The sequence below is a fragment of the Paenibacillus canaveralius genome (genome assembly GCF_047238265.1).
Classification (GTDB): domain Bacteria; phylum Bacillota; class Bacilli; order Paenibacillales; family NBRC-103111; genus Paenibacillus_F.
Genome location: NZ_JBDFMM010000001.1, coordinates 1,043,393 through 1,056,708 on the forward strand (window position 1 = coordinate 1,043,393; position 13,316 = coordinate 1,056,708).

Sequence of the window (13,316 nt, forward strand, 5' to 3'; positions counted from 1 at the left end):
CAACGGACGGGCGCCTCTTCACTTGTTTTTTTATTGGGAAGGCCGGAAGGGATGGCGGCATCCGCGAAAATAACGGGAACAGAAAAACCTGGCTTCCATGCGTCCATATAAAACGGTCAAGCAGCAGGGAGTCGTTTGACGGATGCCTGCGCAGAGTTCTGATCGAACCGGACATTTTAGAGGCAGACAAGTCTGAAAGACAGGCGAAAGGCCTATTTTTCCCGTAGCCGGATTTGGGGCGTTATGTTACAATGGTGATAATGTTTTTTTGTACATGTAACTTTTTTCACATAGTATATCGTGAGCCGCGAATTCATACCTAAATTCGTGTGCGGAAGTCAGAAAGGAGTGAATGCCATGAATCCGATCGACCGCATTTTGGATAAATCCCTTGCAGGCGGACGAATTGATCTGGAAGAGTGTGTCACACTGCTCGAATCCGACCAGATCGAGAAAATGGGTCATGTCGCTAACCAAATTATGCTGAGGCACCATCCTGAACCGATCACCACGTTTGTAGTGGGCCGCAACATCAACTACACGAACGTTTGTGACGTTTATTGCAGATTTTGTGCATTCTATAGAGCTCCCGGTTCTACGGAAGGATACGTACTTCGGAACGAGGATATTTTCCGCAAAATCCAGGAGACGCTCGATGTGGGCGGAACCGAGATTCTGATGCAGGGCGGCACGAACCCGGATCTGCCGTTCAGCTACTATACGGATCTGCTGCGCGAAATCAAGCAGCGCTTCGATATTACGATGCACTCTTTCTCTCCGGCGGAGATCTGGAAAATGAAAGATGTGTCGGACGGCCTTTCGCTTGAAGAAGTCATCCGTCAGCTGCGTGACGCGGGGCTGGATTCTCTGCCCGGCGGAGGCGCGGAAATTTTGGACGACCGCATCCGGATGAAAATTTCCAAGAAAAAAGGCTCCTGGCGCGACTGGATGGATGCCATGGAAACGGCTCACCGTCTGGGCATGAATACATCGGCTACGATGGTTTACGGTTTCGGCGAGACGATGGAAGAGCGCGCGATGCACCTGCTCCGCGTAAGAGAAGCGCAGGACAAATGCATCCAGAACGGCTATGATTCGCTGGGCTTTCTGGCCTTCATCCTGTGGCCGGTACAGCCGGACAACACGAATCTGCGCGTAGAGAAAACGAAGCCGGAAGAATACCTGAAAATGCTGGCCATTTCCCGAATCATGCTCGACAACATTCCGAACTTCCAGTCTTCCTGGGTTACAATGGGGCCTGAAATCGGCCGCCAGTCGCTGCATTACGGCTGCAATGACTTCGGAAGCACGATGATCGAAGAGAATGTCGTTTCGGCCGCGGGCACTACACATAAAGTGAACATTTCCTCCACGCTGGAATTGATCCGTGCCGCAGGCAAGATTCCTGCTCAGCGCAATACGAAGTATGAGATCCTTCGCGTATACGACGAGGATACGGTCGTTGAAAAAGATTTCATCATGCAGAATTAATCGATTCGAACATAGAAGTTTTTTTGCAAAAAACAAAGAGAAACCCGGAAAACCGTTCTGAACGGCTTCCGGGTTTCTTTGTTTTGCTTACAGCAGCACGGCGGGCATCGCATTCCAGAAAACGAAACCATAATGGCAGCCGCTTGTTTGCCGGATATGCTGGGAGGCGGAGGCGGATTGCGTCTCCGGTGTGCAGCTTCCAATTAAGCTCTTGGCCTGACGAGTCCCTCCATAGGAGTTACCGGATGCCGTCACAACGTGTACGTTCTCGCGGAACTGGCTTCGGTGTCTTCCATTTTGCCGCGATTCTCAAACATCTGACCGCCGCCTGCTGCCGACTCAATACCTCTGAAGTTTCACATGGAACATAATCGAGCTGCCTCGGCTCTCCGCCCAGATGCGGCCGCCATGTGCCTCCACGATGCTGCGGGCGATGGCAAGTCCCAGCCCGGAACCGCCTGTATCGGAAGAACGGGCGGTATCCATCCGATAAAACCGGTCAAACAGGCGGTCCAGCTCCGCCGTCTCCAAAACGGTACTTTCATTGATCACCGTCACTTTGACATCCTGGTCCTCTTCCCGGACGATTACCTCGATGGTGCCGGGTTTGGAGCTGTATTTAACCGCATTCGTAAGCAGGTTTTCGAAGACGCGAATCATCTGGTCGGGATCCATGGAGACGAACAGCCGCATAGGCGGGAGTACGAGGCGTAGAGAGAGGCCGTTCTGCTCCGCGATCGTAATGTATTCTTCCGAAAGCTGATAGATCAGATCGTTTACGCAAACCGACTTTTTGGCAAGCGGCACGCCTTCGTTCGTCATCCGGCTGAATTCGAACAGATCGTCGATGAGAATTTTAAGTTTTTCCGCACGCCCGTAAGCGATTTGCATATAGTTCGATGCCTGCTCCTCGTCTTTATACTCCTTATCCTTCAAGAGCCGGAGATAGCCGATAATGAGCGTGAGCGGCGTGCGGAGGTCGTGAGAAACATTGGTGATCAATTCATTCTTCAAACGCTGGGACTTACGTTCTTCTTCCAGAGAATGCTCAAGATCGAAAGCCATGGAGTTCATATGCCCGGCGAGCACGCCGAGTTCGTCACGGCTTCTTTCGGGAACCCGGTGAGCAAGATTGCCTTGAGACATCTGGACAAGACCCTGTGCCATTTCTTCGATAATCTGCATTTTCCGCCGGGTAATCCAGTAGAAGAGTCCCAGGAAGGTAGCGATTCCGGCGATCACAGGCAGAGAAGTATCCTGCTCGTAATAAGAAATCTGAGCTTCCGGAATCGCCTTGGCGACCAGATACGACTGGGATCCGTTCAAGGTAACCGGGTACATAAACGTGAATTCGCGGCCTTCCTTATTATCCGGGTACGTTCCTTCCGTTTCCATGGCGCTGCCGATGAGCTGCGGGATATCGAACCGGCTTTCTCCGCTTCCTTTTGTTCTGTAAAGCACCTTACCGGATGTGTCGATAATATAGAGCGACTTTCTTCCGGGTCTGTCGGTTTCCTCGTCCAGAAGAGACTGAATATCCGCCGGATTTACCGGGAAAAAGGAGGGCGCCGGCTGACCGGCGGGATTGTCCGCTGCCGGAGTTTTTGTGCCGTCCGTTCCCGCGGCGCCCGGGCGGGGGGGCTCCGCAGCCGCTTTGCCGCTGGGACCCGATCCGTCCGGGACGGCGGATTCCGGCGCCCGGGACGGGGCGTCCGATTTCGGCGCGGCGGAAACGGAGGAGCTTCCCGGGCCCGCTTGCGGGTCCGTTCCGGAGCCGGTATCGGTGCCAGTGCCGGTGCCGGTGCCGATACTGTCGGGCTCCTTGGGATCTTGAACCTCCCGTTCGGAGCTCGGCAAGTCTTTCCGGTCCGGTTCGTCTTTTACGGAGGGATACCTGCCGGCATCGCCGCCGTACTGTTGAATCCGTTCAAGACGTTCCGCAAGACGGTAAACCTGGTTTGCCGTAATTTCTTTATCTTGAATATAAGAGACGGTCGCTCCCGTGCGCGCCGATTCGGTAACCTCGGCTACCAGGCCCCCGGCGGCAGCCGCAACGCCTATGCACAGAGCGAATGCGAGAATAAGCTGCATTCGCAGGCTGCGCATCACTTTTTGCTTGCACAATATAACGGGACGCACGATGCCGCGCACCAGCAGCCCCCACAGCTTTCCGAATCTCCTTTTTCGATTAGGTTTCAATTTTGTAGCCTACCCCCCAAACGGTTTTGATATATTTCGGCTGCCTCGGATTGCTCTCCACTTTTTCCCGGATTTTGCGGATGTGTACCATGACGGTGTTGTCTGATTCGAAGTACGGGGTATTCCAAACCGTTTCATAAATCCGTTCCGTACTGAAAACGATTCCGCGGTTGCGGCCAAGAAGCTCCAGAATGGAAAATTCCCGGGGAGTCAGCTTGACCGGCCGTCCCTCCACATGAACTTCATGCGTAGCCGTATCAATGACGAGATCGTCCAGCTCGATACGGTGTGCAGGCGTTTCGGATGGCATGGGGGCGTTTAATCTTTTATACCGGCGCAGTTGGGATTTCACCCGTGCCATCAGCTCGAGCGGATTAAACGGTTTCGTCAAATAATCGTCCGCCCCGGCGGTTAATCCGAGAATTTTGTCCATATCCTCGCTTTTTGCGGAGAGCATCAGGATAGGCATGTTTTTCTCCCTGCGGATTTCCAGACACGCCTGGACGCCGTCCATACGGGGCATCATGATGTCAAGGATAATCAGATCGACCTCCCTGCTTTTCAGCACATCCAAGGCTTCCAGGCCGTCTCCGGCCGAAACCGTTTCATACCCCTCGTTGGTTAAATAAATACGGATGAGCTCCACGATCTCTTTTTCATTGTCCACGATCAGAATCGTTTCTTTTCCCATAACCATGCGCTCCTTTGTATGACGGAAAACGGAAGCCGTTACGTAACGGGCCTGCGTTCCCTTATATTCCATTATGAAAACGGGCTATTGTGACGTTAGCACAGGAAGACGGGGTTGGCAATTCCGTTCGCAAAGGAGCGGCACCTCCATCATCAAGCTTTTTATAGAGATTATTATAGAAGGTTGTTCTTAACAAAACCGCGCCGAATTTCTTAAGGAATGTTTAAGATCGGCTTTGATTTCCTGAATTGCCCGGCCTTCGGACATGTCAAGAGTTGGTTGTATATCCGCCTCCGGCCGACCATATACTTTTAGAAGGAATTCAGCGTCAGGAAGGAGTGAGCCCATGTCTTTCGTACAGTTTGTATTCAACAATTCCGCCGTGTTTGATATTTCTGCGCTGCAAAGCCGGATCGAAAGCCGCCTAGCGCTTCTGAATCAGGAAGGAAACCCGGCCCGGGTCGTCCGCGACGATTTGGAACACTGCACGATACTTCGGATAGAGGGAGCGGCAGGCGGCAAAAAGCAGCAGGCAAGGCCCGATGCCGTTATCGAAGCCGCTGCCGAGGCAGCCGCCGAGCAGATCGTGGAGGGTGAAGAGGAGAGGCTGATTCGTAAGCTGCTGGTAAATACCTTTCATTATAAAGAGCCTGAAGAAGCGGCGAAAATCGGCCGCTACTGCCGCCAATTCCTGAACGGGGAGGAAGAGGGCGAGGCTGCCGCCGCCGAATACGGCCTTGACGATTATCTGGACTGGGGACCTATCGACGGCATGAAGCTCCGGGCGGGCAAAATCAGCGAGCCCTTGAAAGCTCTGCTGCTGGAAGGGCAGCCGGTGAACCTGCCGGGCTTTATCACGTTCCGGCTTCAGGAATATATGGAGGAGCTGAAAGAGGTCGTCGAATACGCCATCGACGAATACGTGATGGACCAGCAGTATCAGGAATTTATTTCTCTGCTCCAGTATTTCGTCTATATCCAGGAAACGAAGACGGCAGCAGCTCATTTGATACATAAGGAAGGCGCCGAATTTACGATTCTGGATGAGAACATGCAGCCGATCGACACCAGTAAGATGGAAGCGTCTTTTACATTGGAAATGATCGAGAAAGATATCAGCTTCGAGGATATGATCGTCTCCACGCTTATTTCGGTATCTCCCGCGACGATTTATATTCACACGCGTGAGCCGGAATTGCCCGTTATCCGGACGATTATGCAGATTTTCGAGTCCCGCGCGACTATCTGCTCCTACTGCGGCATATGCCGCACGAAGCTGGCGGGAAACTCGGACAGCGGGTCTCCGTCCCCCTTGACCTGATTCCGCGGCAGGCTTATAATTAGGGAATCAAAGGCTTTGACCGAAGACACGGACAGCTTGTAACACTGCCGCCAGAGAATGGGGACCCGGCTGAAATCCCCTGCAGATTTACGGTATGTTTACCCCTTCGAGAGCCGCAAAGCGGAAACCGAACAAGAGCGGACGCAGGATGTCCGGACCGGAAGTAAGCTTGGCCGATTCATCCCCGTTACCGGATGCTGAATGAGGATTCGTCCGCTTAATCTTAAGCGATGAATCGAATGAGGGTGGAACCACGAGTCGAGCGCACTCGTCCCTTTCGGGATGTGTGTGCTTTTTTGCGCTCTTTTTATGAAATTTATAGAGCTGAGGAGCTGACAAATCATGATTAAACTAACTTTTCCGGACGGTTCCGTGAGAGAATATGCACCGGGTACAACGGTCGAGCAGGTAGCGGAATCCATTTCCACCGGGCTCAAAAAGAACGCGGTAATCGGCGTCGTAAACGGCCGCCAGGTTGATCTGAACTCCCCGATCGAAGAGGATGCCGAACTTAAAATCGTAACGATGGACTCCGAAGAGGGAGTCGAGGTGCTGCGCCACAGCACCGCCCACCTGATGGCCCAGGCGATCAAACGCCTGTATGGCGATAAGGCCGTGAAGCTGGGGATCGGACCGGTCATCGAAGACGGATTCTACTACGACATCGATATCGAAAATCCGCTGACACCGGAAGATCTGACGAAGATCGAGAAGGAAATGGCGAAGATCGTACAGGAAAACCTGCCGATCGTCCGCCGTGTCGTGAGCCGTGAAGAAGCGATCGCGATTTTCGAGGAGCTTGGCGATCCGCTGAAGCTGGAGCTGATTCGCGATCTGCCGGAAGACTCCGTGCTGACCATTTACGATCAGGGCGAGTTTTTTGACCTCTGCCGCGGTCCTCACCTGCCTTCCACGGGCAAAATCAAAGCATTCAAGCTGCTGAGCGTTGCCGGCGCATACTGGCGCGGGGATTCCAAAAACAAGATGCTCCAGCGTATTTACGGCACCGCATTCCCGAAGAAAGCGGAGCTGGACGAGCATCTGCATCTGCTTGAAGAAGCAAAGAAGCGCGACCACCGCAAGCTGGGACGCGAGCTGAAAATGTTTACGTTCTCCAAGGAAGTCGGCCAGGGTCTGCCGATCTGGCTTCCTGCCGGCGCTAAAGTACGCCGCGTTATGGAGCGCTATATCGTCGATCTCGAAGAGCGCCTGGGTTACCAGCACGTGTACACGCCTGTCCTGGCTAACGTGGAGCTGTACAAAACAAGCGGCCACTGGGATCACTACCATGAAGACATGTTCCCGAAAATGGTCATGGACAACGAGGAGCTCGTCCTCCGTCCGATGAACTGCCCGCATCACATGATGGTGTACAAGAGCGACATGCGCAGCTATCGCGAGCTGCCGGTCCGTATTGCGGAGCTCGGCACCATGCACCGCTACGAGATGTCCGGCGCTCTGACCGGCCTGCACCGCGTACGCGCGATGACGCTGAACGACGCGCATATTTTCTGCCGTCCCGATCAGATCAAGGAAGAATTCGCCCGCGTCATCAACCTGATCCGTCATGTGTACGAAGATTTCGGCATCAAGGATTACCGTTTCCGTCTGTCCTACCGCGATCCGAAGGATACGGAGAAATATTTCCCGAACGACGAAATGTGGGAAATGTCCCAGCGCATGCTCCGCGAGGTTGTGGAAGAAATGAACCTGCCGTTCTACGAAGCGGAAGGGGAAGCGGCTTTCTACGGTCCGAAGCTGGACGTACAGATCCGCACGGCGCTGAAGAAAGAAGAAACGCTGTCCACCGTTCAGCTGGACTTCCTGCTGCCGGAGCGTTTCGAGCTTGAATATATCGGCGAAGACGGCCAGAAGCACCGTCCGGTCGTTATCCACCGCGGTATTATTTCCACGATGGAACGGATGACGGCGTTCCTGCTGGAAAACTACGCCGGAGCTCTGCCGACCTGGCTGATGCCGGTACAGGCCAAAGTCATTCCGGTATCGCCGTCTTACGAGGCGTATGCCAACGATGTGACGGAGAAGCTGCTCGCGGCCGGAATCCGCGCGGAATCGGACAACCGCAACGAGAAGCTCGGTTACAAGATCCGCGAGGCACAGCTGGAGAAGACGCCGTACATGCTCGTTGTGGGCGAGAACGAAATGAACTCCGGCACCTTGTCCGTCCGCAAGCGCGGCGAAGGCGACCTGGGCGTTCACAGCCTGGCGCACGTTGTGGGCCTCATCCAAGAGGATGTCGCTAACAAGTCCAGATAAGCAGGCGGCTGCCATATGCGCCGTAGAGGCGAACGACCGGAGCGCCGGTTTTCTGAACAAAGCATTTATAGAACCGTTAAAACAGGGGGAACCTCAATAGAGGCTCTCCCTGTTTTTTTGTTATTGGACATTAAGGAGTAATTAAACTATAATTACTTACAAAAAGTAACTAAATATATTTTGACTCGTTCTTTGCGGTTTACTAACTAATGTTGAAATGAGGGTGACTCTTATGACGTCTGTTATCGACCCCCGAACCGAAATCGGTTATGTGCATATTAAGGTCGGCAGCCTGGAACGGTCTCTTCCGTTTTATCAGGACGTGATCGGACTTAAACTGCTGAAACGCAGCGGAGCTTTCGCCGAACTGACGGCGGACGGCAAGAAGCCGCTTGTTATTCTGGAAGAGTTACCGGGTGCCGCTAAAGCACCGAAACGCGGGTATGCCGGTCTGTATCACTTCGCGATTCTTGTACCCGGCCGTAAAGAGCTGGGATTCGCGCTGCGCAGCCTGATCCGCGGCGGCATCGAGGTCGGCCAGGGGGATCATCTCGTGAGCGAAGCCCTCTATCTGGACGATCCGGACGGCAACGGCATTGAAATTTATGCCGACCGTCCCCGCGAGACGTGGCGGAAGGATGCGAACGGCCATTACGTGATGGCGACCGATCCGGTGGACTGGGAAAGCCTGCTGGAGCTTGCCGGGGAGGAGCCGTGGAGCGGAATGGCCGCGGGGACGAAAATCGGTCACGTACATTTCCATGTGACGGATTTGCGGGCGGCGGAAGCCTTCTACTGCGGCCTGCTCGGGTTTGAGATCACGCTCCGTTTCGGTCCGGCGGCTCTCTTCGTGGCGGCCGGCGGCTATCACCACCACATCGGGCTGAACACATGGGCAGGCGCTGGTGCGCCGCCCGCACCCGCCCATGCCGCCGGCATCCGCTGGTTTGCCGTTGAGCTGCCCGATAACGGGGAGCTGGAACGGATTCTGGCCCGCCTCCGGGCAGGAAACGTGGACGCCGCGGCCCGGGAAGACGGATGGCTCGTGACCGATCCTTCGGGAATCGGCGTGCTGCTGACGGTGCGCGAGTAGCCCTGCCCCAACGTGCGCCTGATCCTGTCTGAGAGTGCGCAGCCGGCGGCAGATCCCGACTGAACCGTTGGGATAAGGTTCTTTGAGACGGCGTTCATTAAGCAGAAGGGTGAAATGAAGCATCGTCATTAAAAAATAAGGATAGCCGCGGCTAATTGTGGAATTGAACAATGGCCGTGGCTGTCCTTTTTGAGTTGTATTTTACAGGGGGTGTCTGCCTGTCGTGAACTATAGGTTTACGGGTTAATCCATTTGCTTTAGGCAGAAAAATGACACTAATTTGATTCGGATAATGAACTGCAGAAAGGTTTCTAAAGCCGCTGCCCGAAAGCAGTCTGCGCTTATAACGAAATCAGGTGTGTTTTTTGTTTTAAGGGACGGAAAGCGGCAGGGCATGGCTATAGTGGCCGGTAGTATATGGGGAGGGTAGACCCGTGATATGCGGGTGGATGGATCTTTTACAGTATTCATGAAAGAAGTAAATAAGTAATCGGAACCATAAAATCCGGACTTATGAAGATGAAGGTTGTCGAATAAAGGAATCTTATGTCAGGTTCGAGAATATACCCTTTGTTTGGTAAAACCATTACCAGCATTAAGAAAGGGAGCCGAGATTATGGGGGAACAAAAGAAAAAATACGCGTTAACTTTTTTTTCGAAAAACTTGATATTTTCTATTTCGGGAATAGTGATAGCGTGTATGATCATGTCGGTGATTAGTTACGTTATTATGAGCCGCGCGCTTACCGGCAGTTTGGAGCAGCAGGCAAAAGGAATCGCAACATTATGGAAGAACAGATTTGAAGTAGAAGACTTGAAAACAGGGAAGACAAGTCCTGCTCTAGATTCAGCCGTTCAGAAAAAACTTGTGTCGTTACTGGATGAATTGTCAGTCGGTAATGCTAATGTCGCGCAAGGGTTCATATTCGAGCCGGACATCGTGGAGGGTGCAAAAACGAGAGTCATCTCTAACCCTACTCACTTATTGGAAGCTGGACTTAAACCCGGAGTGTTATTTGATCAGCCGCCTGAGATGGTGAAGGCATTCCAAACCGTGAAACAAACGAAAGCACCGGTCATTCCGCCTATTTACGAAGATGATATCGGATCATGGCTTACCGTATTAGTTCCGGTCCTCGACGAACAGCAGCAGCTCGTCGCCGTCTTTGGGATTGACGTGAACGCATCCGTAATTTCAGAGCAGCAGGACAAATTGATTGGGTCTCTAGTGATCGCTTCATTGTTGTTTTTGGCTATCGGGATTATCCTGCAGATTTTCGGGCTGAAAAAATTATTACATCCTATCAAAGAATTAATGAGCGGTGTTGAAAAGATCAGCAAAGGCGACCTTACACAGAAAGTGGTTGTCCACTCAAATGATGAACTGGGGCAGCTATCCGAAAGTTTCAACGAAATGGCTCAATCGTTACACAGTATCCTGGAGCAAGTTCAAGTCACTGTCGAACATGTGGCCAGTTCCTCGGAACAATTATCAGTCAGCGCCGAAGAATCAACAAAATCGTCTACGCAAACAGCCGCTGTCGTCCAAGAGCTGGCGACCGGCACGGAAATACAGGCGGGAAATATTGATCAAACGAATCGTGCCATAAACGATATATCGGAAAAAGTCGAACAAATCGAATCCAATTCCCGGGTCGTTATGGATAAAGTATTTATTGCGACAAACCTTGCCACAGAAGGGAATCAAGCGATTGATGTGGTGATTAAACAGATGAATTCTATCAGTTTTACCGTGAACCAATCCGCTGAGTCCATGAAGTATTTAGTAGATAATGCCCTTCACATTGGAAGAATTGTAGAAGTCATTAATACAATCGCTAATCAAACGAATATGCTCGCTTTAAATGCTTCTATAGAAGCTGCACGCGCCGGAGAACATGGACGCGGATTTGCCGTGGTGGCAGGTGAAGTAAGAAAGTTAGCTGAACAGTCATCCAACTCGGCCCAGCAGATTACGTCCTATGTGGAGAGTATCCGGGAAGGAATTCAAAACGCTGTCCAATCCATGGAGCAGGGTACAAGAGAGGTCAATGAAGGACTCCATCTGGTGAACCAGGCGGGATCGTCGTTTAATGAAATTCGCGGTGCGGTTGATGAAGTGTCGCTGAATATCCAGGTTGTTTCCACTGCTCAAGAAGAAATGACGGCTCGTGTTTCCGAGGTTCTGTCCTCGATGAACCGAATTTTGGAAGTCACCAACGAGGTGGTCGGCGGAACGCAGAATATTGCCGCCTCAACGGAGCAGCAGTTAGCTTCTATGGAAGAGATTACATCTTCCGCAAACGTGCTATCCAGCATGGCGGAAGAGCTCCAAGAGAAAATAACACAGTTTAAGTTGTAACGGGAGGCTTGATAAGCTTTTTGGATGGACCCGATAAAAGGAGGCTGTCCCGACAGAAGATGAATCTGCTTGATTGAAGGATGGCCTTCATCATTAATGTCTGATCCATCCACATTTCTCTTATGGCCGGGAATCATGATTATCCGGCGTGCAGCTCCCCGATTTATTTTTGAAAATTTGCCCGTCAGCCGCCGCACACACATCGTCAGAAACCGGGCTGCCGTCCCGCAGCAGCAAAAAAAGCACCCTCCGAATCGTTCGGAGGGTGCTTTTTGCCGTACGCCTTACATCGAGATGTTATCGTGGTCCTTGCTGTTCTGCTTCTTATCCCAGAAGCGCTTGACGGCCGGAATGCTGCCGATACCGACGGAGATGATAAAGGCGGCGCCGAGAGCGACCATGACGACCATATAACCGGACGTGATGATGACCGAACCCAGTCCGATTTCCGTCAGACCGATCACAACGGCCAGAACGATGATAACCGGCTGGACAAACCCTTTGAGCGGGTTGCCCGGACGAATCATGCGCTCCGCGAAGCCGGCAAGGATAATGCCGATCAGCACGATGATGACGATCAGAATAAATTTCGGCAGCATCACCATCAGAGCGGCGAATGTGGCGGAAATGAATTCAAGATCCAGCACGTTCGTGGATTCGACGAGGAAGAAGCCGAATACGAAGACGGCGATCAGAGTCGCGATCCACTTCGTGATAGGCAGAGCGGAAACGGATGCGGCCGGATTTACACTGCCCGGTACGCCCATTTCGGCTCCGGCATCGGAAGCCTTGCGGCGGAACATCGGCATCAGGCTGTTCAGCTTGCTGTCGATATCCATCGGCGAAAGCAGCGTAATGATGAGATTGCGGACGATTTTGGCCAGGATGTAGCCGATGTAGAGCAGGAACGCCGCAATGAGAATTTTCGGAATCCAGGCCATAACGAGATTCAGGATGCCTTGAGCCGGTACCCGGATGGATTCGATTTGCAGGAGGTTAAGCGCTTGTACCGCAATCGGGAACAGAATCAGGAAATACACGATGCTGTAAACGAATTGGGACACGTTCATGCCGGCCCCGATCCAGCGCTGCAGATTCAGCGAGGATGTGAGGGTAGAGGCGAGCTTGGCCACGAACTTGGCCACATAATGGCCGAGTACGATAAGCAGGATGGCACCCGCGAGCAGAGGCAGATAGCTGATGACCATATTGATAACCGCGCTGATCGGTACGGAAATGGCCGGAATCTGCAGCGAAGCCAGAATGCTCGGTGCGAAGAGCAGGATTACAATGGCGTAGGCGATATTGCCGGCCACTTCCCGGTAATGAACCAGACTTGGCATTTTGCTTTTGATCGTGTGGGAGCCGAAGAAGCCGGACACGACGCTTTTCAGCATGGAACCGAGAATATGAGCGACCGCCGCAAGCAGTGCCGCAGCCAGCAGATGTGGTATGTAAGAAGTGATAATGGCGATGAAACCGACGAACGGATTCAGCACATTCGTGAAATTAAGAAGTTCTAACACAACGAGCAGCGTGACGAGAATAATGAAATATTTGACTACCTTGGACACAATCCGGCTGATGGAGCTGTCCGGCGGGAAAAACTTTCTTCCGCGGGCATCCACGTTCGCTTTTAAAAGTCCTTTATAGACGGCTTTCGAAGCGGCGCCTGCTATCCATAAACCAATGATCAGAACAAGAACGGCCCCTATGAGCCTCCAAATGGAATTTCCGTTCATCATGAGGAAGTTCCACTCGCCCCAATTTCTTACATCCATTCGATCATCCGCCTTTCCTTGTATGTTTTTGATGGGAGTTCATATCCCACCCTATTTACCCGGCCTTCCGCAAGTTAAAC

Annotated in this window: 8 protein-coding genes; 5 read left to right on the forward strand and 3 right to left on the reverse strand. The window is 52.4% G+C overall.

All coding sequences use genetic code 11. The features are described from left to right. Positions 1-357 precede the first annotated feature (357 nt). Positions 358-1,491: a cyclic dehypoxanthinyl futalosine synthase gene (gene mqnC / locus ABC395_RS04740; protein ID WP_413001111.1), complete on the forward strand. Its 1,134-nt coding sequence runs from the start codon at positions 358-360 to the stop codon at positions 1,489-1,491. 339 nt (positions 1,492-1,830) lie between these two features. On the opposite strand, the gene ABC395_RS04745 is transcribed toward mqnC, so the two are convergent. Beyond that, positions 1,831-3,690 (reverse strand): sensor histidine kinase, encoded by a 1,860-nt coding sequence (locus tag ABC395_RS04745; RefSeq protein ID WP_413001113.1) that lies wholly within the window; start codon positions 3,688-3,690, stop codon positions 1,831-1,833. Next, positions 3,680-4,381, reverse strand: coding sequence for a response regulator transcription factor (locus ABC395_RS04750; RefSeq protein ID WP_413001115.1), 702 nt, complete (start codon positions 4,379-4,381; stop codon positions 3,680-3,682). Before ABC395_RS04750 ends, ABC395_RS04745 begins: the two co-directional genes overlap by 11 nt. Before the next feature lie 346 nt (positions 4,382-4,727). Here ABC395_RS04750 and ytxC point away from each other — a divergent pair, with 346 nt between their 5' ends. From ytxC to ABC395_RS04770, 4 genes are all read left to right on the forward strand, one after another. After that, positions 4,728-5,702, forward strand: coding sequence for a sporulation protein YtxC (ytxC, locus tag ABC395_RS04755; RefSeq protein ID WP_413001117.1), 975 nt, complete (start codon positions 4,728-4,730; stop codon positions 5,700-5,702). A 363-nt stretch (positions 5,703-6,065) separates the two neighbouring features. After that, complete coding sequence (thrS, locus tag ABC395_RS04760) at positions 6,066-8,000, forward strand: threonine--tRNA ligase (RefSeq protein ID WP_413001118.1); 1,935 nt, start codon at positions 6,066-6,068, stop codon at positions 7,998-8,000. 232 nt (positions 8,001-8,232) lie between these two features. Further along, positions 8,233-9,093, forward strand: coding sequence for a VOC family protein (locus ABC395_RS04765; protein ID WP_413001120.1), 861 nt, complete (start codon positions 8,233-8,235; stop codon positions 9,091-9,093). 616 nt (positions 9,094-9,709) lie between these two features. Beyond that, a complete protein-coding gene (locus tag ABC395_RS04770; protein ID WP_413001122.1) occupies positions 9,710-11,455 on the forward strand; it encodes a methyl-accepting chemotaxis protein in 1,746 nt (581 codons plus the stop codon). A gap of 284 nt (positions 11,456-11,739) precedes the next feature. Here ABC395_RS04770 and ABC395_RS04775 read toward each other — a convergent pair whose 3' ends face one another. Then, positions 11,740-13,236 (reverse strand): mechanosensitive ion channel, encoded by a 1,497-nt coding sequence (locus ABC395_RS04775; protein WP_413001124.1) that lies wholly within the window; start codon positions 13,234-13,236, stop codon positions 11,740-11,742. Positions 13,237-13,316 lie beyond the last annotated feature (80 nt).

Excerpts from the sequence above, each read along its gene's own strand:
- ABC395_RS04765 (WP_413001120.1), top strand. The coding sequence starts at position 8,233 with ATGACGTCTGTTATCGACCCCCGAACCGAAATCGGTTATGTGCATATT.
- thrS (WP_413001118.1), top strand. The coding sequence starts at position 6,066 with ATGATTAAACTAACTTTTCCGGACGGTTCCGTGAGAGAATATGCACCG.
- ytxC (WP_413001117.1), top strand. The coding sequence starts at position 4,728 with ATGTCTTTCGTACAGTTTGTATTCAACAATTCCGCCGTGTTTGATATT.
- ABC395_RS04750 (WP_413001115.1), bottom strand. The coding sequence starts at position 4,381 with ATGGGAAAAGAAACGATTCTGATCGTGGACAATGAAAAAGAGATCGTG.
- ABC395_RS04770 (WP_413001122.1), top strand. The coding sequence starts at position 9,710 with ATGGGGGAACAAAAGAAAAAATACGCGTTAACTTTTTTTTCGAAAAAC.
- mqnC (WP_413001111.1), top strand. The coding sequence starts at position 358 with ATGAATCCGATCGACCGCATTTTGGATAAATCCCTTGCAGGCGGACGA.
- ABC395_RS04775 (WP_413001124.1), bottom strand. The coding sequence starts at position 13,236 with ATGGATGTAAGAAATTGGGGCGAGTGGAACTTCCTCATGATGAACGGA.